A 21,786-nucleotide genomic window follows, 5' to 3' on the forward strand; every position below is an offset into this window, starting at 1 on the left:
AGCACTGCAGACAAGCAAGGCGCGCTGCCCCAGGGGGGGCGCGCGATTCGATCCCGATTTGACAGGCGCACGACAAGGAGAATCCGCAATGAAGAAGAAACTGATCTGCCTGCTGGTGGCCGGCGCGTTGCCGGGCATCGCGCTGGCCGGCTCGACATCCGCCGAGATCAAGGCGCTGCAGGCGCAGGTCGCGGCGCTGCAGAAACAGATGAAGGCGATGCAGGCGCAGCTCGCCGCGAAGCCGGGCGGCGGCGCGGTCGCGACGGCCGGCGCGAGCGCGGGTGCGGGTGCGGGTGCGGCCGGCGGCAGCAAGGCCGTCGCGGTGGCGGCCGATCCGGGCTCGCCGGATTACGGCAAGGCGCAGGCCACGCTGACCAACGACGACGTCAGCGAAATGAAGCAGCAGATCGCGAACCAGCAGCTGAAGGTCGACTCGCTGACCGACGCGGCCAACACCGGCCCGCTGGCCGGCCTGTCGGTCACCGGCTACATCGATCCGACCTACATCTACAACCGTGCGGCCGGCACGTCGTCGTTCCTGTTCGCGAACCACGAGAACGCGTACAACTACTTCAACAGCACGTTCGGCGATCTCTACCTCGACATCAAGAAGACGTTCGGCGTCGGCCCGATGGCGCCGTCGGCCGAGATCACGCTGATGCCGAACCGCGGCAACGGCATCACGTTGCTGCAGAACTCGCGCGGCTCGATCACCGACAACCTGCTGAACACGGCAGTCATCAACGTGCCGATCACCGCCGAGACGACGCTCGTCGCCGGCCTGATCCCGAGCTTCGGCGGCTACGAGGTGCAGCAGTCGAACCAGATGCTCACGCTCACGCACAACCTGCTGTACGATTTCTCCGATCCGGGCAGCTACGTCGGTATCGGCGCGAACTACACGAAGGGCGCCTGGGCGTGGAAGTTCTTCCTCGGCAACGAGCAGTACCGCACGTACGGTTCGGTCACGCAGACAGGCACCAACGCGCTCGGCGACCCGATCACCACCAGCAACAGGGTGCCGACCTTCACCGCGCGCGCGGACTACACGTGGTCGAGTGCGCTCGATCTCGGCGGCTCGTTCAACATCGGCCGGCAGACGCTGTCGAGCGCGATCGACGATCAGGGCAACGTCCACTATGGCCCGGGCGGCGCGGCGCCAAGCGCGTACGGTTCGTTCTTCTTCGGCGAACTCGACGCGACCTACACGCTCGCCGATATTCAGTACAACGCGGAAGTCGACTACGGCCGGCAGCAGCATGCGGCGTTCAACGGCGGGCTCGCGCAGTGGTACGGCCTGTCGCTGCTCGCGCACCGCAAGTTCAACGCGCCGGTGGTCGGCCGCATGGGCGTGACGCTGCGCTACGACCTGCTCGCCAACTCGAAGAACGGCGGCGGCGGCGGCGGCATCGCGCTGAACGGCAACGGGATGGATCCGAGCAACGGCTTCGGCGTCGACGCGGACTGCCTCGCGCAATCGAAGGCCGGCGGCGGCCTGGGCTTCGAGTGCAAGGGCGCGGTACGCCAGGATGTCGCGCTCGACCTGCTGTTCTATCCGACCCAGCAGATCACCGTGAAGGTCGAATACCGGCACGACTGGGCGAACAACAAGGTGTTCCTGCGCAACGACGGCTCGTACGGCAAGTCCAACGACCTGCTCGCCACGCAGTTCATCTATTCGTTCTGACGCAGCACACGCGGGACGCCGTGCCGCGCGCGCGGCGTCCCGCGCCGTTTTCAGGGTGGCTGCGTGCAGGTTGCAGCCTTTTCGAGGGAGTCGTTTTCATGACGCAGTCTTTCACCCGCCGCGCCGATGCGCTCGCGCGCGACTCGTACTACGAAGCAACCGTCACGCGGCCCGTGGTCGACGTCCCCGTGCTCGACGACGCGATCGATGTCGACGTCTGCGTGATCGGCGCCGGCTTCGCGGGCCTGTCGACAGCGCTCGACTGCCGTGCGCGCGGGCTGTCCGTCGCCGTGATCGATGCGCACCGGCCCGGCTGGGGCGCGTCGGGCCGCAACGGCGGCCAGGCGATCACGGGCTTCGCGAAGGACGAGGTGATCGAGCAACAGCTCGGCGCCGACGGCGCGCGTGCCGCGTGGTCGCTGTCGCTCGACGGCGTCGCGCTGATCGCCGAACGCATCGCGCGCTACGGGATCGACTGCGACTTCACGCGCGGCTACCTGACGGTCGCGACCAAACCGCGCCGCATCGACGACCTGCGCGCGTGGATGGCGGCCGCGACGTCGCGCTGGGGCCATCCGTCGCTCACCTGGCTCGACACCGGCGAAATCCACGCACGCATTGCGTCGACACGCTATCTGGCCGGCGTGCACGACCCGCTGTCCGGCCACCTGCATCCGCTCAAGTACTGCCTCGGTCTCGCCGAGGCCGCGCGCCGCGAAGGCGTCGCGCTGTATGCGCATACGCCGGCGCTCGACGTCGTGCGCGGTGCGCGCCCCGTCGTGCGCACGCCGTCGGGCGAGGTGCGCTGCCGCTACGTCGTGTCGTGCTGCAACGCGGGGCCCGGCGGCATCCTGCCGGCCGCGACCGCCGCGCGCATCGCCCCGATCGCGTCGTACATCATCGCGACCGAGCCGCTCGGCCAGGCGCGCGCCGACGCGCTGATCGCAAAGCGCGAAGCCGTGTGCGACAACAATTTCTTCCTCGACTATTTCCGGCTGTCGGCCGACCACCGGATGCTGTTCGGCGGCCGCGCGAACTCGGCCGGCGCATCGCCCGCCACGCTCGCCGAAACGATCCGCCAGCGCATGCTCGGCGTGTTCCCGCAACTCGGCGACGTGCGCGTCGACCACGCGTGGGGCGGCTTCGTCGACGTCACGCGCAACCGCGCGCCGGACTTCGGCGCACTCGATCCCAACTTCTTCTACGTCCAGGGTTTCAGCGGGCACGGCGTCGCGCTCACCGGCATTGCCGGACGCGCGATCGCCGGTGCGATCGCGGGCGACACGCGCGCATTCGACCTGTTCGCGCGTCTGCGTCACCGGCGCTTTCCCGGCGGCGACGCATGGCGGCAACCCGCGCTCGAACTCGGGATGCTGTACCACCGCGTGCGCGAGCTGTTCTGAGCCTACTTACTTCGTTATCCAGACCATGCAGACATTCGCCAACCAGCCGCACGTCGCGTCCTACTACGCGGCGACCGCCAACGATACGACCCGCCACGCGCCGCTCGCCGGCACGATCGACGCCGACGTGTGCGTGATCGGCGCGGGCCTCACGGGCCTGTCCGCCGCGCTCAACCTCGCCGAGCGCGGCCATTCGGTGACCGTGCTCGAAGCGTCGCGGGTCGGATGGGCGGCGAGCGGCCGCAACGGCGGCCAGCTCATCGGCGGCTTTGCATGCGACATCGACACGTTCGCGCAATTCATGCCCGAAGGCGACGTGAAGCGCATCTGGGACATGGGGCTCGAAACGCTGTCGCTCGTGAAATCGCGCATCGCGCAGCACGACATCGACTGCGCGCTGGTGCCCGGCTACCTGACCGCCGCGAACACCGAGCGCGACGCCGATTCGCTGAAGCGCTGGCGCGACGAAGCCGCGAAGCGCTTCGGCTACGACCGCTTCCACTTCGTCGAAGCCGACGAACTCGGCGACTACGTGCAGTCGGCCCGCTATCGCGGCGGTCTGTACGACCCCGACAGCGGCCACCTGCATCCGCTCAACTACACGCTCGGCCTCGCGCGCGCGGCGACCGACGCAGGCGTGCGCATCCACGAGGACAGCTGCGTGACGCGCGTGCGCGACGTCGCCGGCGGCCACGTCGTCGAGACGAGCGGCGGCAACGTGCGCGCGCGCTTCGTCGTGCTCGCGTGCAACACTTTCGTCGGCACGCTCGCACCCGCGCTGTCGAGGAAGATCATGCCGGTCGGCACCTACGTGATCGCGACCGAGCCGCTCGGCGAAGCGCGCGCCGCCGCGCTGATGCCTGCGCGCGCGGCGATCTGCGACAGCCGCTTCGTGCTCGACTATTTCCGGCCGGCGCCCGACACGCGGCTCGTGTGGGGCGGCAAGGTCAGCTATTCGACGCGCGAACCGCGCGACCTCGCCGCGGCGATGCGGGCGGACATGCTGAAGACGTTCCCGCAGCTCGCGGACGTGAAGGTCGACTACGCGTGGGGCGGCTTCGTCGACATCACGATGAACCGCGCGCCGCACTTCGGCCGCATCGCGCCGACGCTGTACTTCGCGCAGGGGTTTTCGGGGCACGGCGTGAACACGACCGCGCTCGCGGGCAAGCTGATCGCCGAAGCGATCGACGGACAGGCGAGTCGCTTCGACCTGTTCGAGAAGATCCGGCATCGCGATTTCCCCGGCGGCGAAGCGCTGCGCACGCCGGCGCTGGTGCTCGCGATGAGCTGGTACCGGATGCTCGACGCGTTCGGCGTGCATTGAGCACCACGAAGCATCGATGCGCGGATACAAGACGGCCGTGCGCTCGCGCGGCCGTTCAGACCGGTTCCGGCACGCCGGGACGGCTGCCGTGCGTCAGTCGGTGCCGTACTTCGGCGAGCGCGGCCCGTACAGCAACCCGTTCGGCGGGCCGGCCGACAGCAGACGGCTGCTCGTCAGTCCGGCCACGTCGTGCGCTTCGTCGGTCAGCGAATGCGCAACCTGCTTGACGGCTGCCTGCACCAGCGCCCCGACGATTCCGAACGCATTGACGCTCATGTTGTTGCCGACTTCCTTGCCTGTCGCCCGGCCCTCGCCCTGCCACAGCACGTCACCGCTCTTCAGGTCGACGAGTTTCGCCGATGCCGAAACGATCGTCGTGCTGTCGACCAGCTGATAGACCGAGCCGTACTGCGTGACCTTCGAGTACAGCGCGGCGTCCGCGCCGAAGATCTCGCGCAGCTTTGCGGGCGACGTGCCCTGGATATCGGTTGCGTTCGTCAACCCGTTTTGCTTGAACGTCTCGTCCATCACCGCGACGGGCACCACGTAGTAACCCGACTCGGCAAGCGGCAGCGTCATTTGCGACAGCACGCCGTAGGTCGCGCCGACGTCAGTGGTTTCGTTGACCGGCGGCAGCACGAGAATCGAGCGCGGCTGGCTCTTCTTGAACGCCGTGTAGTCGGGACGTTGCACCGGTTGCGCGCACGCGCTCAGCAGTGCGGCGATCGACAGCACGGACAGCAGCTTGAATGAAAGTGTCTTGAACATGGCGGGCGCGTCACTGTTTGGCGGAGTTCGAATCGGCGTGCTTCTCGGCGGCGACCGTCTGGCCGGCGGCCGCCGGATTCGCGGCTTTCGATGCGCCGGTTTTCTTCTTCATCAGGAAATCCATGTACGGCGCGGATTCCGGGAACAACTGCTTCTCGGCCTGCAGTTCCTGTTCGGCCTGCTGCCCGTTGCCGACGCTCGCATACAGCATCCCGAGATGCGCATGGAAACCCGGCGGCGGCGTATGCCCCTTCGCGCGAATCTCCTGCAGCGCCTTTTCGAGCGCATCGATCTGCTGCTGCGGTGCTTGCTGACCCTTGAAGTATTCGTACACCTGCGGCTGATAGCCGGTCCATTGATACAGCGGCGGCGTGGTGGGTGCCGCGCAGCCCGCGAGCAGCAATGCAGCCGCCGTCGCCGGCAGCCAGATTCCCCGTTTCATGGTCTAGTCTCTTCTGGTTGATGGAATGATGCGTCCGCGCCGGATTGCGCGCGGGTTTTACTGCGCAGCCTTCAACGCCCCGGCGTCGACCTGGTCGACGAGATGGTTCACGGCTTCCTGGATCGCGAGGTCGAGTACCTTGCCGTTGAGCGTCGAGTCGTAGCCGGCCGTGCCGCCGAAGCCGATCACCTCGCGGTTCGACAGGCTGAATTCACCCGCGCCCTGACTCGATGCGATGACTTCCGACGTCGTCGTGTCGACGATGTTCAGGTTGACCTTCGCATACGCAACCTGCGTCTTGCCGCGGCCGAGAATGCCGAACAGCTGGTGATCGCCGACGTCCTTGCGGCCGAATTCGGTCACGTCGCCCGTCACCACGTAGTTCGCGCCCTTCACGGCCTGCGCCTTCTTCATGAAGCCGGCTTCCTGCCTGATCTCGTCGAGATTCTCGCGGTCGAGCACGTTGAAGCGCCGGCTCTGCTGCAGGCGCGTGACGAGGATCGTCTTCGCCTGCCCGCCGAGGCGGTCGATGCCGTCGGAGAAGATGCCGCGCATATAGCTCGAGCGATTGTCGAACTTGCCGACGGCGATCGCGACGGGCTTGCCCGCATACGGCTTCTGCGCGCTGCTGACGGCCGGCACGTCGAGCGTGCGCGACGATTCGGTCGCGCAGCCGGACAGCGCTGCGACAACCGCAGCCGCCACGAGGACGGTGCGTCGAGTCTGATGGTTCACTGCTGGTCTCCTTGCATGGAAAGATGGCCCTGGCGGACACGCCGGCTCGCGGACGAACCTGCGTTCGAAACGGCTGCGGTGAGGGCTGACACGTACGCATCGGCGCGATGCGCACGTGCGCCGTCATCGCCGGGCCGGCGATCGCGGTATCGGATGGATGGGTACGCGCAACGGATGTGTTGCGGCACAAAGCGGACAGGCAAATCGATGCGCGAATGCGTCGCGCACGTGAATTACCCCGTTATTCTGATTGCTGCGCTGTTGATCGCGCATGACCGGCCCCGGATAGGATTTTGCGCGATCATATCAAGCCTGATTATCGAGACGGGGGTTCTTGATAATAGTTGACGATTTTCGTACTTATATTAAATATCCGCCGGGATCGCACGCGGGTCGCCACGGGCAAAGGCTTTCCGGGAAAGAATCCGGAGCATGCCGATTGCTGCGCATTGCAACGCCGGGCCAATGTGCGACCCGATAATTTCGAGAAACGTGACCGGCACGGTCAGTCGGCGTTATCAAAAGCTCGACCACCATCACCAAAACTCATTCGGCTTTGCCGTGAAAGGAAACGACTCACCGGCCAATGCGCACCGCGGCAATCGAGCCGCACGCGCGCGTGTGTGCCCGCACGCATGCCGCGCCCGCTAGTCGGCCACCTTCTGCCGCATCGTCACGAATTCCTCGGCCGCGGTCGGATGGATGCCGATCGTGTCGTCGAACTGCGCCTTCGTCGCGCCCGCGCGAATCGCGATCGCGATGCCCTGGATGATCTCGCCCGCGTCGCGGCCGACCATGTGCGCGCCGACCACGCGCTGGCTGCCGCGTGCGACGACGAGCTTCATCATCGTGCGCTCGTCGCGGCCCGACAGCGTATGACGCAGCGCCTTGAACGACGTGCGATAGATATCGACCTCGCCGTGCGCGTGACGCGCATCGGCTTCGGTCAGGCCGACCGTCGCGACCTCGGGCTGGCTGAACACGGCCGACGGCACGTACGCGTGATCGGCCGCGACACGCGAGCCGCCGAACAGCGTGCGCGCGAGCAGCCCGCCGTCGCGCGTCGCGACCGGCGTGAGCTGCGGCCGCGACGTGACGTCGCCGATCGCGTGGACCGACGGCACCGACGTCGCCGAATAGGCATCGACGGCGATCGCGCCGCGTGCGTCGAGCAGCACGCCCGCCTGCTCGAGCCCGAGCCCGTCGACGTTCGGCACGCGGCCGGTCGCATAGAGCACCTGGTCGTACGGCCCGTGCCGCGCATCGCCGACCCGCACGCTCAGCGTGCCGTCGTCCGCGCGCTCGATCGACTCGACCACCGCACGCGCGTGGATCGCGACGCCCTGCTTCGTCATCTCGTCGGTCAGGAACCGGCGCACGTCGTCGTCGAAGCCGCGCAGGATCTTCTCGCCGCGATAGAACAGGTCGACGTGGCTGCCGAAGCCGTTGAAGATGCCCGCGAACTCGACTGCGATATAGCCGCCGCCGACCACCGCGATGCGCTTGGGGCATGTCGCGAGCGACAGCGCCTCGCGCGACGTGATCGCGTGTTCGATGCCGGGCCGCGCCGGCATCGACGGGCGCGAGCCGGTCGCGATCGCGATGTGGCGCGCGCGGATCGTGCGGCCGCCGATCGCGACGGTATGCGCATCGACGAGCGTCGCGCGGCCGGCGTGCATGTCCACGCCCGATTGCCGCAGCAGGTTGATGTAGATGTCGCTGAGCCGGTTGATCTCGCGATCCTTCGCGGCGATCAGCGCGGACCAGTCGAGCGTGCCCGGGCCGAAGGTCCAGCCGAAGCCCTTCGCGTCCTCGACTTCATGCGGGTAATGCGATGCGTAGACGAGCAGCTTCTTCGGGATGCAGCCGCGCAGCACGCAGGTGCCGCCGATCTGCTCTTCTTCCGCGATGCCCACGCGTGCGCCGTACGACGCGGACATCCGCGCGAGCCTCACGCCGCCGGAGCCGGCGCCGATGACGAACAGGTCGTAGTCGAAATCCATCGCATCCCCTCATCGCAGTTCGGATGACGGCACGATAGCAAGATTCGGCGATTCGTGCGGCGCACGGCGCGACCCGGCGCGCGCCCAATAAAAAACGGCGAGAGACGTGGCCTCTCGCCGGTCAAACCGGCTGCCGGGTGTGTCATGCGTCACCGATCGACCGCATGCCCGACCCGCCGGCTGCGCGGCACCGGTCCGCCCGGGCGCGCGAAGGGCGCGCCCGCGGCCGGACCAGCCGCCATGCTCAGGCCTGCGACGTGTCGCTACCGTCCGTCGCCTGCGTGTCGTCTGCTGCTTGCACGTCGTCCCTCTTCTTCTCGAGCATGCCTTCGATCGCTTCGGCGCCCTTGAAACCGGCGATGGCCGCGGCCGCCTTGGTCAGCAGGCCCGCATCCGGATCCAGCTTTTCCGCGCCTTCGACGGCTGCCACTGCGCCAGCGATTTCACCCACGGTGTTCAGGATACCCATCGTCATCCCCTTTCAAGAAAATCGTGAGCGCATCGTCCCACGAAAAAAAACCGGCAGACCGCGATTGTCATCACCGGATACACAAGTTACGCACCTGGCCGGCCGCGCTCGCCGAGCGCCACCGGAACGACGCACGCGCGCGCCTCTCGGCACGCAACGGGCGATGCACGCAGCGTAGCGGAAAGCGCTCGCGCGTACTGTAAAAGTATGTTCTGGAATGCCGACGGATCGCTTACGGCGCGGGACTTCCGCAATGGAGCGATTACCGAATAGTCGGGCGCGCGTATGAAGGTCGCGCGTCAAAAAAAAGAGGCGCCTCGCGGAGCCTCTTCGATGCGCGCCGGGCGAATGCCGGCGCATGCGTTCCGACGTTCGTCAGAAGATATTGCGCAGGCCGATCGCGATGCCGGTCTGGTTGTTGCGCCCCGGCAGCTCGACGTTCGCCGCGCCGGTCGTCTTGTTGAAGTCGACGGTGCCGTAGACTTCCGCGCGCTTGCTGAGTGCGTACTCGGCAATGCCGACGACCGCGTAGCGGTTGCCGCTCGCGAGCGTGCCGTTCTCGGTCATCGCATTGCGCATGTGGTCGTAGTAGAACGCGCCCGTCAGCGTCAGCGGCGCGCTGACCTGCCAGCTCACGCCCGCGAACGGACCGTCGTCGATCCGGCCGGTGCCCTTCGCGACCGGAATCGTCTTCTGCGCGAGCAGGCTGTCGACGAAGCCGGTGTCGTCCTTCGAGCGCAGGTAGCCCGCGTAGATCTTCGCCTTGCTGAACGCGTACACGACGTTCGCGTGGTAGATCGTCTGCTTGCGTGCCGAGTTGTCGCTGTTCTGCTGCGCGCCGGCCGCGATGCTGAGCGGGCCCATCACGTACGACAGCGACACGCCCCACGCATTGCCCTTGCCGAGCGAGCCCGGAATCTGGCCCGAGAAGCCGCCGGCGCCGGTCGATTCGTAGTTGGTGCCGGTCGAGTACATCGCCTTCGCGGTCAGGCCTTCGAACTTGCCCGTGTACTTGATCTGGTTGTCCGCATACAGGCCGCCGCCGAGTGCGACCGGCAGCCACGCGTTTTCGAGGTAGTTGCCGACCGTCAGCGGATCGTAGGTATCCGACAGCAGGTCGAACAGCGGCGTCTTCTGGCGGCCGAGGGTCACCGTGCCGTACGGGCTCTGCAGGCCGACGTACGCTGCGCGGTTGAACAGGCGGCCGCTGTCGGCGAAGGCGCCGTTCTGCAGGTTCACGCCGCTTTCGAGGTTGAACACGGCCTTCAGGCCGCCGCCGAGATCTTCCGTGCCGTAGATGCCGAAGCGGCTGTTCGTGATCGCGCCGTTGGTCATCGACAGCAGGCCGTCGTTCTTGGCGTTGGCGTTGGTCAGGTAACGAATGCTGGCGTCGGCGACGCCCCAGAGCGTGACCGAGCTTTGTGCGGCCGCGTACTGGCTGGCAAATGCGAGCGCGGCGCCCCCTGCGATGGCTGCGAGTCGAGTGGTCTGCTTCATGAGCTTTCCTGTTTGTAGGTGTCTCCGTTCATGGCCGGCCGCGTGCGCAGCCGGGTGGCGATCGCTCACGTTCTTGGCGCTCGCGATGTGGGCTGAATCATATGACGAGTGCGATCGCTGAAAGAAATTGAAATGTGCGGTAACGGCGGAACTGTCGCCCGCGCACAACGTTGCGCGTGCGACGCTTGTCCGGCGGGCCGCGGGCGCCGCGCAGCAGCAACCGGCCGCGCGGCTTGCGGTGCGTCGGGGCTGTCAGGATCACGCGGCAGGTGCCGCGGAACGGACGGGCGCACGGGGGCGCCCGCCGGATGCGCGGTCACGCCGCCGCCGGCCCGCCGTCGGCCGTATGCCGGCGCCACGCGCGCCGCACGATTTCCGCGAAGGCGCCGACGAGCAGCAGCACCGCGCCCCACAGCGCGACGTCCGGCACGAGCCGCGTCACGAGACCGCCGACCACCGCGCCGGCCAGGAAGCAGAAGCTGATCGTCGCGAGCAGCGCCGAGTCGTGCAGCGCGCCCGCGTCGTAGCGCGGGATCAGCCCGACGAACAGCTTCTGCGCGGCGCGCCGCAGGTTGCCGGTCGTCATCACCGACGTGTACGACAGTTCCTCGAGATGGGTGAACGACAGCGTCTGCAGCGTCGCGACGAACGAGATGCCCGGAATCAGCCACGCGCTCGACGCGCCGACGAGGCCGCTCGCGGCGATGCCGAGAAACGCGATCTCGACGATCAGGCTCGCGAACGCCGTGTGCCGCATCCAGCCGCGCTGCGCGGCGAGGCCGAGCAGGTGCGCGACGAACACCGCGAGCACGAAGCCGACGAGCGGCGGCACGTGATGCAGCGCGGCGGCCCAGTCGCCGGCCGACAGGTTGATGCCGAGCAGTGCGACGTTGCCGGTCATCGTGTTCGCGAATACGTGGCCGTGGCCGACGTACGTGTATGCGTCGAGATAGCCGCCGGACAGCGTCAGCAACGCGGCGACGGTGAGATTGCGGCTGGCGCCGTCGAGATCCATCGATCCTCCCGTGAAAAGTCGCGCCAGTATCGCGCACGGGCGGCCGGTTGTGCGTCGCTCACTGCCCGATACCCGTGAGTCCGATCAGCGCGCCGCCGGCGAGCAGCCACAGCGGATGGATGCGCGTGCGCCACGCGAGCACCGCACACGCGGCCGTGATGCCCCACTGGATCGCCGTGCGGTTCGACGCCTCGGAGATCAGCACCGCGCTTGCCGCGACGAGCCCGGCCGTGACGGGCATCATCCCCTGCTGCACGTAGCGGCGCCACGGCCGGTCGCGAAAGCGCTCCCACGCATGCAGCGCGAGCACGGTGACGATCGACGACGGCCCGAACTTCGCGAGCGACGCGACCAGCAGCCCGGCCCAGCCGGCCACGTGCCAGCCGACCAGCGACACGATCATCATGTTCGGCCCGGGCGCCGCCTGGGCGAGCGCGAACAGCGCGGTGAACTCGTGCGCGCTCATCCAGTGATGCACGTCGACGACCTGCCGCTGCATCTCCGGCAGGATCGTGTTGCCGCCGCCGAACGCGAGCAGCGACAGCTGGCTGAAGATCGTCGCGATGGCGATCAGCGTGTCGGTCATGAGCGGTCTCCCGGCCGGGTGTCGCGCGCGGCGGCCTGCGCCGACTGCGGCTTGCCCGCGTCGCGGCGGCGTGACGCGAGCCATACGCTGACGGGTGTCAGCACGAGCATCGTGGTCAGCAGCGGGATGCGCAGTACCGCGATCGCGACGAACGCGAGCGCCGCGATGCCGGCCGCCGCGGGTGCGTGCCGCAACGGCTTCGCGACCTTCACGGCCATCGCGACGAGCAGCCCGGCGGCCGCGGCGGCGAGCCCCGCGAACAGGTGCTGCACGTGCGGATCGTTCTGCGTCTTCGCGTACAGCACGCCGAGCGCGACGACGACGAGCGTCGGGCCCGCGATCAGCCCGAGAATGCCGGCGAACGCGCCGGCCACGCCGCGAAAGCGCATGCCGACGGCGACCGACAGGTTGATCACGTTGCCGCCCGGCAGAAACTGGCACAGGCCGAGCAGATCGGTGAATTCGTCGGCGGAGAGCCACTTGCGCTCGTCGACGATCGTGCGCCGCGCGAACGGCAGCGCGCCGCCGAACGACATCAGGCCGAGCGACAGGAAACCGGTGAACAGCTCGGCGAGGCCGACGCTGCGGGGCGTCGCGGCAGACGGCGGGGAAACGGATTGCATGGTGCTCCTCACTAAACGGTGAACCGAGGTTACCGCCGTTCCGGATCGTGGCAAAACGATTTTATCGGCACGCCCTTGTGATCTAGAATCACAAGCATGGCACGTGATCTCCCGCCCTTTTCCGCGCTTCGGGCCTTTGAAGCCGCGGCACGACATGAAAGCTTCAGCGCCGCCGGCGACGAGCTGCATGTGACTCATGGTGCCATCAGCCGGCAGATCGCCGCGTTCGAGGCGTGGCTCGGCAAGCCGGTGTTCCACCGCTACGGCAAGCGCGTGAAGCTCACCGACGAAGGCCGCCGCTACCTGGACACCGTGCGCGCGGCGTTCGACAGCATCGCGCATGCGACCGAGCAGTTGCGCAACACCGGCGCGGCGCGCGTGCTGCGCATCAACGCGCTGCCGACCTTCGCGATGAAATGGCTGCTGCCGCGCCTGTCGCGGTTCCAGCGCGACGTGCCGAACGTCGAGCTGAAGCTGTCGACGTCGAATGCGCCGCTCGACATGCTGAACGGTTTCGATGTCGCGATCCGCCGCGGCCCCGGCCACTGGCCGAACTGCACGAGCGGCCATTTCCTCGACGAAAGCGTGATCCCGGTCTGCAGCCCCGCGCTGCTCAAGCGCGCGCCGATCGTGCGCGCGGACGATCTCGCGCGGCACGTGCTGCTGCATTCGGATACGCGGCCGGAAGGCTGGCGCGACTGGTTCGCGGCGGCCGGCGTGGCGATGAAGGGGCGCAAGCGGCAGTCGTTCGACCACTTCTACCTGGCGCTGCAGGCGGCCGTCGACGGGCTCGGCGTCGCGCTCGGCCCGCTGCCGCTGATCGACGACGAGCTCGCGAGCGGCCGGCTCGTGATGCCGCTCGACGGGCCGCGCATCGCGACGCGCAGCTACTGGTGGATCGCACCGGGCGCGCCGGCCGACGATCCGCTCGTCGCGCAGTTCTGCGCGTGGCTGCAGGCGCAGTCGAATACCGGCGCGTGAGGGCGCGCCGGCGGGCGGCATTGCACCGCCCGCTGTTGAATCAGACCACCGGGCCCGGTTCCTTTTCCTTGCGCAGGATTGCGTACAGGATGATCGCGCCGAACGTCGCGGTGCCGATCCCGCCGAGCCCGAAACCGCCGATCTTCAGCGAGAAGTCGCCGGCGCCGAGCACGAGCGTGACGGCCGCGACGATCAGGTTGCGGTTGTCGGAGAAGTCGACCTTGTTGACAACCCAGATCCGCGCGCCCGTCACCGCGATCAGCCCGAACACGACGATCGACACGCCGCCGAGCACGGGGCCCGGGATCGTCTGGATCACCGCGCCGAATTTCGGCGAGAAGCCGAGCCCGATCGCGATCAGCGCGGCGACCGCGAACACCAGCGTCGAATAGATCCGCGTGACGGCCATCACGCCGATGTTCTCGGCGTAGGTGGTCACGCCCGTGCCGCCGACGCTGCCCGATACGATCGTCGCGAGCCCGTCGCCGATGAACGCGCGGCCGACGTAGCGGTCGAGGCTGGTCCCCGTCATCGCGCTGACGGCCTTGATGTGGCCGAGGTTCTCCGCGACCAGGATCACCGCGATCGGCGCGAGCATCAGCATTGCGTGCGGATCGAAGACCGGCGCACGGAAGCTCGGCACGCCGAACCACGCGGCATGCGCGACGATCGCGAAATCGATCGGCTTGCCGAGGCCCATCCCGTTGGTCGCGACGGCATAGAGCGCGTACGCGATCGCGAGCCCGACGAGGATCAGCAGGCGCTGCATCATCCCGCGCGCGAACACCGCGACGCCGCCGACGCACAGCACCGTGACGAGCGCCATCACCGACTCGAAGGTCGAGCCCGACACGCCCTTCACCGCGATCGGCGCGAGGTTCAACCCGATCACCGCGACGACCGCGCCGGTGACGACGGGCGGCATCAGCGTCTCGATCCAGCGCGTGCCGATCGCCTGCACCAGCGCGCCGAGCGCGACATACACGATGCCGCACGCGACGATTCCGCCGAGCGCGACCGGGATGTTCGGGTTCGGGCCGCTGCCGCTGTAGCCCGTCACCGCGATCACGAGGCCGATGAACGCGAAGCTCGAGCCGAGGTAGCTCGGCACGCGGCCGCCGACCAGCACGAAGAACAGCAGCGTGCCGATGCCCGACATGAAGATGCACAGGTTCGGGTCGAAGCCCATCAGCAGCGGCGCGAGCACGGTCGAACCGAACATCGCGACGACGTGCTGCACGCCCATCGCGACCATCTGCGGCCACGGCAGGCGCTCGTCGGGGCCGACCACGCGCGAGGCCGCGCCGGTCGACTGGACCCGCCAGCGCGGGAAGTAGGAATCGGACATGGGGAAAGGGCTCCTGTCGGTCGCCGGCTGCCAAGGATGCGCCGGTCTGGAATCTGGCGCGAGTTTACGGAGCGGAAATGGGGCTGGCAAGCAGGCTGACATGCGGGCTGACATGCGGGGCGGAATCGCCGGCTGGCCGGCGTGCGACGCGGCTTGCCGGACAAGCGCACCGGTGCGCGGCCGCGCGGCCCGGTGCAACGGCCGCCCGCGCAGGGCACGCGGGCAGCGGATCGCGCCGGCGGTGACGCAAGCGTGCGCTCACATCGCTGCCGGCGCGCCGTGCATCAAGGATTGATGTACTGGAACAGCGACATGTTCTGCAGTTGCACGTAGGCCTTCTGCGCGCCGGTCAGCGCGTTCTGCACCTGCAGGTACTGGCTGATCGTCGTGACCATGTTGGTGCTGGTCAGGTCCGACAGGTTGCTGTTCGTCTGCAGCGCCGCCGTCTGGTTGACGGCCTGCATCGCCTTGACTTCCTGCTCGCGGCCGCCGACCGATGCCTGGATCGTCGTGACGTTGCGCATCGTGTTGCCGAGCTTGGTCGAACCCGTCGTCAGCGCGTTTTTCAGCGCCGCGCCCGCCACCGCATTGGCCGTCACGGGCGTCTTCAGCGCCGAAATCATCGCGTCGAGCGTCGAGAACACGTCGGAACCGCCGCTCGCCTGCGGCGCGGGCGAGACCGCGAACGTGTCGCCGGCGGCCGGCGTGCCCGACACGGCTACCGTCATCCCGCCGCCGAGCGAGATCGCCGAGCCCGCCGAATAGGCCTGCGCCGGCGTGGTGGTCGGCGGGCTGGCCGAGTTGTCGGTCACCGTGTAGGTCGGCGCCGCGGCCGTGCCGCCGAACGTGATCGAATACTGATGGCCGTTCGTCGCGATCGAAGGATTCGTCACCGTGACCGCGCCGATCGTGCCGGTGCCCGTGTTGCCCGCGCCGGCCGACGGCACCGGCGAGCTGCCGATCGTCGGCACCGACATGAAGACGGCCGCGCCCGTGTCGCCCTGCGACACGGTGCTCGAATCGGCGATCTGCACCTCGCGCGTCCCCGTGTCGCCGACATAGGTGACGCTGCCGTTCGCCGTCGTCGAAAACGGCGCCGCCGAATTCTTCGTGCCGGCGAACAGGTAGTTGCCCGCGCCGTCGTTGGTGTTCCCGAGCGTCATCAACTGGTCGCGGTAGCCCTGCAGCTGCGTCGCGAGCGCCGAGCGGTCGCTGTCGGACAGCGAACCGTCGCCGGCGCGCACGAGCAGCGTCTGCGCGCTCGTCAGCACGCCGCTGACGCTCTGCAGCGTCTGATCCTCGGCCTGCAGCGACGCGAGCGCCGCGTTCTGGTTGGTCGCGTACTGCGACAGCGTCGCCGACGTCATCGACAGCTGCACGGCCTGCGCCGCGCCGGCCGGGTTGTCGGCCGCCGTCTGCAGGCTTACGCCGCTCGAGATCTGCTGATACAGCTGCGCGAGCTGGGCCTGCTGGTCGTTCATTTGTGAAACGTTCAGCTGGAAGAACTGGGTGCTGGAAATCCGCATCGCCTCTATCCCTCGAATCCGGTCAGTTGAACAGGCCGAGCACGGTCTGGAACAGCGTCGCCGCCGTCTGGATCACCTTCGCGTTCGCCTGGTAAAGCTGCTGGTACTGCATCAGGTTGGCCGCTTCCTCGTTCTGGTTCACGCCCGACACCGACTGCTGCGCCTGGGTGATCTGGCCGACCAGCCCGGTCTGCGCGGCGCTCGACGATTTCAGCTGGGTCGTCGTGTTGCCGATGCCGTTCACGTAGCTCGCGTACGCGCCCGTGAGCGTCGCCGTGCCGTTGCCGAGCGCCTTCGCGTTGACCAGCTTCGACAGCGCGAGCGCGTTGGAGCCGTCGCTGGTGCCGCCCGCGTACGGCCCGATCGTGAACGAGTCGCCGGTCGCCGGTGCGCCGGACAGCGTGACGCTCACGCCGTTGAGCGCGCCCGCGGCCGTCCCCGACATCGTCATCGTCGCGCCGGCCGCCGGGTCGTACGGGACGGTGTCCGTCGGGCTGCCGATCGTGACCGACGTCGGCGGCGTGGTGCCGACCGTCACCGTGGTGCCGACCGGGAAGCCCGTCAGCGTCTTCGCCGTCGCGTCGTAGGTCAGCTTGGTCGTCGGCACCTGGTAGCCCGCGCTCACGCCGGCCAGCGTGATCTTGCCCGTGCCGGTGTTGGTGCCCGCCGCCGACGTGACGGCCGGCGACGCGGCCGCGATCGCCGACGCGCTCGTCGTCGCGAGGCCGAAGCCGTTCAGCACGCCGCGCGTCGGCAGCACGGTGAACTTGTCGCCGGCGCTCATCGAGCCGGACGGGGTCGAGAAATTCAGCCCGCCGAGCGAGACCGGCATCGGCCCCGCCTTCTGGTCGACCACCGCACCGCTCGCACGGTCGGTCAGCGTGTAGTTGGCGCCGTCGTAGGACAGCGTGTAGTCGCCCGTCGTCGGCTGCGACGCGTTCGCGAACGACACGGACAGCGACGCGTTGCCGGTGTTGCCCTGGTTCGAGTACACGGTCGGCGACGGCGTCGTGAACAGGTTGCCGCCCTTGTTGCCCGACAGGTCGATGCCGAGCGCGTTCTGCGCGTTGACCTGCGCGGCGAAGCTGGTCGCGATCGCGCCGAGCTGGGCCTGCGCGGGGTCGAGCGTCTGGCTGCGGAACGCGAGCAGGCCGCCGAGCGTGCCGCCCGACAGCGACGAATCGGGCAGCGCCTGGTTCGGCCCCTGCGGGTTCGCGCCGGCGATCCCCTGCGACACGACGGTCAGCTCGCTCGGATCCGACGGCGACGTGACGGCCGCGAGCTGGTAGCTCTTGTCGGCGACGACGAGCGGCTGGCCGCCCGACATGAACACGCTGTAGCCGCTGTCGTTGCGCACGACCTGGATGCCGGCGAGGCCCGACAGGTTCGACACCGCGAGGTCGCGCTGGTCCATCAGCTGGTTCGGCGGCTGCCCCTGGCTGCTCGCCGCCGCGATCTGCTGGTTCAGCTGTGCGATCTGCGTGGTGTACGTGTTGATCTGCGATACGGTGCTGGTGAGCTGCGTGTTCACGCTCTGGCGCAGCGCGTCGTACTGCTGGCCGGCCGCGTTGATCTGGTTGGCCAGCGTCTGCGCGTTGCTGATCGCGGTCTGACGCACCGACGGGTCGGACGCGTTGTTCGCGACGTTCTGCAGCCCGGTGAAGTAGCTCGTGATCCCGGTCGAGATCCCCGCCGTCGGGCTGCCGATGTAGTTGTTCAGCTGCGCGACGAGCGTGTACCACGTCGACAGCGCGCCGCCCTGCGTCTGCGCGGTGTTCAGCTGGTCGCTCAGGTACTGGCTGTACTGGCGCTGCACGGTGACGGTGCTCACGCCTTGCGGCATGTAACCGCTGCCCGTGTACTGGCCGCTCGTTTCGGCATAGACCGGCCGCTCGACCGAATAGCCGGGCGTCGCGGCGTTGCTGATGTTGTTGCCGGTCGTCGTGAGGCCCCAGAGCGCGGCATTCAGGCCGCTGACGCCGAGGTTCATGAGTGTGTTGGACATGCGCGATCCTGATGAGCCGGCCGCGCTGCGGCCGCCGGGTTGCGTGACTCCCGGTATAACGGCCGCCGATGGGAAAAATTGAGGAAAAAATGCACGCGCGACGCGCGAATGCGCGGCGCGGGCCGAGGCGTCCGGCAGGTGGCGCCGGCGGAGGGTCGCGAGGCGCGCCGGGCCAGGCCGGCGGCCGCGGGCGCGTCAGGCCCGCGCGAGCGAGCGGCGCTTCATTTCGAGTTGCGTGATCAGCCGCTGCAGCGTGTTTTCCGCGCTGCCCGGCAGCGACATGTAGCGGAAGCCGAGCTGGTAGCGCCGCGACCCGTTCGGCATCTGCGTCGAGCGCTGCGACACGAGCTGCAGGTCGAGCGACAGCTTGCCGTGACCGGTCAGCTCGAGCTCGACGTCCGGCAGCAGCGTGCCGACCTCGAGCGCCTCGACGCGTTCGTCGGCCGTGCGCAGCCCCACGCCGCCGAGCGACAGGTTGTGCACCTCGAACAGGAAGCTCTCGCCGTCCGGCAGCTTGCCGCGGCACAGGAATGGATCGACGATCGGCGCGTCGACGCGGAAATATTCACGGCGCTGGATGCAGACCAGCACGTCGGGGAAATCGGCGACGAACGCGGGCAGCCCCTCGTAGCGCGTCTCGCGCGGCGTACCCGTGGTGAATTCGACGCGCACGCCCTCCGGCGAGGCCGCGAACGTGCAGTGCGACGCGCCGAGGATGCCGGCGTTCTGCTCGGACAGCGCACCCCAGTCGAACGTGAACGTCCGCGCGCCGACATCGACCTCGAGCAGGCGCGTGACGAGCTGGCCGCCCGGATACTGGACGGTCAGGAAATCGCCGCGATTCACGAGGTTGCGCAGCTGCACGCCGATTTCCAGCGGATTGCGGCGGGCATAGTCGGGCCCGGAGTGGCCTGCATCCAGGCTGGGGTCCGTCGACGTTTCGATATTCATGGCTAGCCGGTCTTTCTTGTCATGGGCGCCCGGGCAACCGGTGCGCAGTAAAACCGGGCCAGATCACAGGCCCGGTCGCAGGTCTCTCACACTTAGCGGCAGTGCTGACCGAAAGTTTAGATCGAATTGGCGAATTTTTTCGCGCAAACGTTGAAACCGCGCGCGGCGGGCTGCCGGGCGCGGTCCTGAGGGGGGAAACGGATGGCGGCGGGCGCCAGCTTTCAGCGAAGCGGGCGCTGGCCGTCAGCCGATCTGCTGCATGATCGAGATCAGCTTTTTCGCGTAATTCGGGTCGGTCGCGTAGCCGGCCTTCTGCATCCCGTGCGCGAAGCCTTCGACGCTGCGGCTCGCGCTGAGCACGCCCGAGTAGCGTGGGTTGTTCTTCAGCAGGTTCGCGTAGTCGGTCATCGCGTGCTCGTACGAGTCGTACGCGCGGAACTTCGCGACCACGCGGCGCGGCGTGCCGTTCACGTATTCGGTCGTCAGCGCCGATACCGTGCGGCCCGTCCAGCTCTTGCTCGCCTTGATGCCGAACACGTTGTAGCTGGTCGAGCCGTCGGACGCGCGGATCTCGCGCTTGCCCCAGCCCGATTCGAGCGCGGCCTGGCCGACGATGAAGCGTGCCGGGATGCCGGTCGTCGCACTGGCCGCCTGCGCGGGGCCGGCGAGCCGGTCGACGAACGCGTCGGCGTCCTGCACGCCGCTCGCGCCCTTGACCGGCGGCGTCAGCGCGCTGCCGGCCGAGTAGCCGCGCGCACCGGCGAGCCCGCCGTTGTTCGCCGCGTTCGCATAGGCCTTCGCCATCGCGTTCATCGCGGCGAGGCTGCCTTCGTTGCCGGCCGTGCCAAGGCCGCCGGCACCCATGCCGCCCATGCCGCCTGCGCCGAGGTCGGCCGCGGTGTCGCTGCCCGTGCCCGCACCGGCGTTGCGCAGCAGCTGCTTCATCAGCGCGTCGGCGACGCCGATCCCGTGCTTCGACATCTGCTGCGCGAGCTGCTGGTCGAGCATCGACGTGTACATCTTCGACGTATGCGAATCGAACAGCCCGCCGTCCGGCGACGCGTCGCGCATGCTCTTGAGCATCATCTGCGTGAACATCGCGTCGAACTGGCCGGCGACCGCCTTCGCGCCGGCCTGCGGCGACTGCTTCGCCTGCGCGCGCAGCGCATCGAAACCCTGCACGTCGAGCGCGAAGCGCTGCGTGAGGTCGTTCGCGTTGGGGAGATTCGCCGCCATTTAGATCACCTCCAGGTCGGCGCGCAGCGCGCCGGCCGCCTTCATCGCCTGCAGGATCGACATCAGGTCCGCGGGCGTCGCGCCGAGCGTGTTCAGCGCCTTCACGACGTCGGCGAGGTTCGCGCCGGCCGTCACCATCTTCAGCGCGCCGTTGTCCTGCTTCAGCTGGATCTGCGACTGCTGCGCGACCACCGTCTGCCCGTTCGAGAACGGCCCCGGCTGCGACACCACCGGCTGCGTATTGACGACGACCGACAGGTTGCCGTGCGCGACCGCGCAGCTCTGCAGCGTGACCATCTGGTTCATCACGATCGAGCCCGTGCGCGCGTTCAGGATCACCTTCGCCGCGGCCTTGTCCGGGCTCACGTCGAGGTTCTGCAGCCGCGCCATGAACGCGACCTGCTGCGCCGAATCGGCCGGCGCCGCGAGCTGGATCGTGCGGCCGTCGAGCGCCGTCGCCGTGCCCGGGCCGAAGCTCGAGTTGACCGCGGACACGATCCGCTGCGCGGTACCGTAGTCCATGTCGTTCAGTTGCAGTTGCAGCACGCCGTTCATCTGCGCGACCGCGTTCGGCACCGCGCGTTCGACGATCGCGCCGCCGACGATCCGGCCGGCCGCGAGCTGGTTCACCTGCACGCGGCTGCCGTTCGCGCTGGCGCCCGCGCCGCCGACCGCCATGTTGCCCTGCGCGAGCGCGTACACCTGCCCGTCCGCGCCCTTCAGCGGCGTGAGCAGCAGCGTGCCGCCGCGCAGGCTCTTCGCGTTGCCGAGCGACGATACGGTCACGTCGAGCGCCTCGCCCGGCCGCGCGAACGGCGGCAGCGTGGCCGTCACCATCACGGCCGCGACGTTCTTCAGCTGCATGTTGTTCAGCGACGACGGGCCGCCGTTCGCCGAACCGTTGTTGATCGAGATGCCGAGGTTCGCGAGCATGTTCGCGAGCGTCTGCGTCGTGAACGGCGTCTGCATCGTCTGGTCGCCCGTGCCGTCGAGACCGACGACGAGGCCATAGCCGATCAGCGGGTTGTCGCGCACGCCCTGGATCTGCGCGAGGTCCTTCAGGCGCTCCGCCTGCGCGGGCGCCGCGCCGAGCATGCAGGCCGCGGCCACGAACGCGACGGCGAGCCGTGCGGCACGATGCGCGCGCGCCGACAGGCGGTGGATCAGGGTCGTCTGCATCGTCA

The 21,786-nt window shown here is 68.4% G+C and carries 19 protein-coding genes; 4 read left to right on the forward strand and 15 right to left on the reverse strand.

Annotated elements, in window-relative coordinates:
- Positions 1–88 precede the first annotated feature (88 nt).
- The 3 genes from AC5LXX_RS15455 to AC5LXX_RS15465 all read left to right on the forward strand — a co-directional run bounded on the left by AC5LXX_RS15455 (position 89) and on the right by AC5LXX_RS15465 (position 4,417).
- Positions 89–1,687, forward strand: a complete 1,599-nt coding sequence (locus AC5LXX_RS15455; RefSeq protein ID WP_493410009.1) for a DUF3138 family protein — start codon at positions 89–91, stop codon at positions 1,685–1,687.
- 98 nt (positions 1,688–1,785) lie between these two features.
- Complete coding sequence (locus AC5LXX_RS15460) at positions 1,786–3,090, forward strand: NAD(P)/FAD-dependent oxidoreductase (RefSeq protein WP_493410010.1); 1,305 nt, start codon at positions 1,786–1,788, stop codon at positions 3,088–3,090.
- Positions 3,091–3,115: 25 nt separating this feature from the next.
- Entirely contained in the window at positions 3,116–4,417 is a 1,302-nt protein-coding gene (locus AC5LXX_RS15465; protein WP_493410011.1) for an NAD(P)/FAD-dependent oxidoreductase, read from the forward strand.
- 93 nt (positions 4,418–4,510) lie between these two features.
- Here the strand turns inward: AC5LXX_RS15465 and AC5LXX_RS15470 are convergent, their stop codons facing one another.
- The 9 genes from AC5LXX_RS15470 to AC5LXX_RS15510 form a co-directional block, all read right to left on the reverse strand.
- Positions 4,511–5,185 (reverse strand): DUF799 domain-containing protein, encoded by a 675-nt coding sequence (locus AC5LXX_RS15470; RefSeq protein ID WP_322082974.1) that lies wholly within the window; start codon positions 5,183–5,185, stop codon positions 4,511–4,513.
- A gap of 10 nt (positions 5,186–5,195) precedes the next feature.
- A complete protein-coding gene (locus AC5LXX_RS15475) occupies positions 5,196–5,627 on the reverse strand; it encodes a DUF4810 domain-containing protein (RefSeq protein WP_322082973.1) in 432 nt (143 codons plus the stop codon).
- A 57-nt stretch (positions 5,628–5,684) separates the two neighbouring features.
- Positions 5,685–6,362 (reverse strand): CsgG/HfaB family protein, encoded by a 678-nt coding sequence (locus tag AC5LXX_RS15480; RefSeq protein ID WP_322082972.1) that lies wholly within the window; start codon positions 6,360–6,362, stop codon positions 5,685–5,687.
- A 647-nt stretch (positions 6,363–7,009) separates the two neighbouring features.
- Positions 7,010–8,365 carry a glutathione-disulfide reductase gene (gene gor / locus AC5LXX_RS15485; RefSeq protein WP_493410012.1) on the reverse strand — a complete coding sequence of 452 codons (1,356 nt, stop codon included), beginning with the start codon at positions 8,363–8,365 and terminating at the stop codon, positions 7,010–7,012.
- 244 nt (positions 8,366–8,609) lie between these two features.
- Positions 8,610–8,834 carry a hypothetical protein gene (locus AC5LXX_RS15490; RefSeq protein WP_493410013.1) on the reverse strand — a complete coding sequence of 75 codons (225 nt, stop codon included), beginning with the start codon at positions 8,832–8,834 and terminating at the stop codon, positions 8,610–8,612.
- 375 nt (positions 8,835–9,209) lie between these two features.
- A complete protein-coding gene (locus tag AC5LXX_RS15495; RefSeq protein WP_493410014.1) occupies positions 9,210–10,331 on the reverse strand; it encodes a porin in 1,122 nt (373 codons plus the stop codon).
- Positions 10,332–10,647: 316 nt separating this feature from the next.
- The gene (locus tag AC5LXX_RS15500) at positions 10,648–11,346 is read right to left on the reverse strand and encodes a YoaK family protein (RefSeq protein ID WP_493410015.1); all 699 of its coding nucleotides are present in this window, start codon (positions 11,344–11,346) and stop codon (positions 10,648–10,650) included.
- 58 nt (positions 11,347–11,404) lie between these two features.
- Positions 11,405–11,932 carry a chromate transporter gene (locus AC5LXX_RS15505; RefSeq protein ID WP_176050724.1) on the reverse strand — a complete coding sequence of 176 codons (528 nt, stop codon included), beginning with the start codon at positions 11,930–11,932 and terminating at the stop codon, positions 11,405–11,407.
- The gene (locus AC5LXX_RS15510) at positions 11,929–12,555 is read right to left on the reverse strand and encodes a chromate transporter (RefSeq protein ID WP_493410016.1); all 627 of its coding nucleotides are present in this window, start codon (positions 12,553–12,555) and stop codon (positions 11,929–11,931) included. The genes AC5LXX_RS15505 and AC5LXX_RS15510 overlap by 4 nt, the downstream gene beginning before the upstream one ends.
- 96 nt (positions 12,556–12,651) lie before the next feature.
- Here AC5LXX_RS15510 and AC5LXX_RS15515 point away from each other — a divergent pair, with 96 nt between their 5' ends.
- Positions 12,652–13,536 (forward strand): transcriptional regulator GcvA, encoded by an 885-nt coding sequence (locus tag AC5LXX_RS15515; protein ID WP_493401794.1) that lies wholly within the window; start codon positions 12,652–12,654, stop codon positions 13,534–13,536.
- Positions 13,537–13,576: 40 nt separating this feature from the next.
- Here AC5LXX_RS15515 and AC5LXX_RS15520 read toward each other — a convergent pair whose 3' ends face one another.
- The 6 genes from AC5LXX_RS15520 to AC5LXX_RS15545 all read right to left on the reverse strand — a co-directional run bounded on the left by AC5LXX_RS15520 (position 13,577) and on the right by AC5LXX_RS15545 (position 21,781).
- Positions 13,577–14,884: a solute carrier family 23 protein gene (locus AC5LXX_RS15520; protein WP_493410017.1), complete on the reverse strand. Its 1,308-nt coding sequence runs from the start codon at positions 14,882–14,884 to the stop codon at positions 13,577–13,579.
- A gap of 284 nt (positions 14,885–15,168) precedes the next feature.
- On the reverse strand, positions 15,169–16,410 hold the full coding sequence (gene flgL / locus AC5LXX_RS15525) for a flagellar hook-associated protein FlgL (protein WP_493410018.1): 1,242 nt from the start codon (positions 16,408–16,410) through the stop codon (positions 15,169–15,171).
- A gap of 22 nt (positions 16,411–16,432) precedes the next feature.
- Positions 16,433–18,415: a flagellar hook-associated protein FlgK gene (gene flgK, locus AC5LXX_RS15530; RefSeq protein ID WP_493410019.1), complete on the reverse strand. Its 1,983-nt coding sequence runs from the start codon at positions 18,413–18,415 to the stop codon at positions 16,433–16,435.
- A gap of 195 nt (positions 18,416–18,610) precedes the next feature.
- On the reverse strand, positions 18,611–19,366 hold the full coding sequence (locus AC5LXX_RS15535; protein WP_006477567.1) for a flagellar brake protein: 756 nt from the start codon (positions 19,364–19,366) through the stop codon (positions 18,611–18,613).
- Between the two features lie 243 nt (positions 19,367–19,609).
- Entirely contained in the window at positions 19,610–20,602 is a 993-nt protein-coding gene (gene flgJ, locus AC5LXX_RS15540; protein ID WP_493410020.1) for a flagellar assembly peptidoglycan hydrolase FlgJ, read from the reverse strand.
- A complete protein-coding gene (locus AC5LXX_RS15545; protein ID WP_124456789.1) occupies positions 20,603–21,781 on the reverse strand; it encodes a flagellar basal body P-ring protein FlgI in 1,179 nt (392 codons plus the stop codon). It lies immediately after the preceding gene.
- Between the last annotated feature and the right edge of the window lie 5 nt (positions 21,782–21,786).

Source organism: Burkholderia torrens (assembly GCF_984668525.1).

Coding starts and splice junctions, on each gene's coding strand:
- flgL (WP_493410018.1), bottom strand. CDS start 16,410: ATGCGGATTTCCAGCACCCAGTTCTTCCAGCTGAACGTTTCACAAATG.
- AC5LXX_RS15460 (WP_493410010.1), top strand. CDS start 1,786: ATGACGCAGTCTTTCACCCGCCGCGCCGATGCGCTCGCGCGCGACTCG.
- AC5LXX_RS15535 (WP_006477567.1), bottom strand. CDS start 19,366: ATGAATATCGAAACGTCGACGGACCCCAGCCTGGATGCAGGCCACTCC.
- AC5LXX_RS15510 (WP_493410016.1), bottom strand. CDS start 12,555: ATGCAATCCGTTTCCCCGCCGTCTGCCGCGACGCCCCGCAGCGTCGGC.
- flgJ (WP_493410020.1), bottom strand. CDS start 20,602: ATGGCGGCGAATCTCCCCAACGCGAACGACCTCACGCAGCGCTTCGCG.
- AC5LXX_RS15475 (WP_322082973.1), bottom strand. CDS start 5,627: ATGAAACGGGGAATCTGGCTGCCGGCGACGGCGGCTGCATTGCTGCTC.
- AC5LXX_RS15470 (WP_322082974.1), bottom strand. CDS start 5,185: ATGTTCAAGACACTTTCATTCAAGCTGCTGTCCGTGCTGTCGATCGCC.
- AC5LXX_RS15520 (WP_493410017.1), bottom strand. CDS start 14,884: ATGTCCGATTCCTACTTCCCGCGCTGGCGGGTCCAGTCGACCGGCGCG.
- flgK (WP_493410019.1), bottom strand. CDS start 18,415: ATGTCCAACACACTCATGAACCTCGGCGTCAGCGGCCTGAATGCCGCG.
- AC5LXX_RS15495 (WP_493410014.1), bottom strand. CDS start 10,331: ATGAAGCAGACCACTCGACTCGCAGCCATCGCAGGGGGCGCCGCGCTC.
- AC5LXX_RS15500 (WP_493410015.1), bottom strand. CDS start 11,346: ATGGATCTCGACGGCGCCAGCCGCAATCTCACCGTCGCCGCGTTGCTG.
- AC5LXX_RS15545 (WP_124456789.1), bottom strand. CDS start 21,781: ATGCAGACGACCCTGATCCACCGCCTGTCGGCGCGCGCGCATCGTGCC.
- AC5LXX_RS15490 (WP_493410013.1), bottom strand. CDS start 8,834: ATGGGTATCCTGAACACCGTGGGTGAAATCGCTGGCGCAGTGGCAGCC.
- AC5LXX_RS15465 (WP_493410011.1), top strand. CDS start 3,116: ATGCAGACATTCGCCAACCAGCCGCACGTCGCGTCCTACTACGCGGCG.
- gor (WP_493410012.1), bottom strand. CDS start 8,365: ATGGATTTCGACTACGACCTGTTCGTCATCGGCGCCGGCTCCGGCGGC.
- AC5LXX_RS15455 (WP_493410009.1), top strand. CDS start 89: ATGAAGAAGAAACTGATCTGCCTGCTGGTGGCCGGCGCGTTGCCGGGC.
- AC5LXX_RS15505 (WP_176050724.1), bottom strand. CDS start 11,932: ATGACCGACACGCTGATCGCCATCGCGACGATCTTCAGCCAGCTGTCG.
- AC5LXX_RS15515 (WP_493401794.1), top strand. CDS start 12,652: ATGGCACGTGATCTCCCGCCCTTTTCCGCGCTTCGGGCCTTTGAAGCC.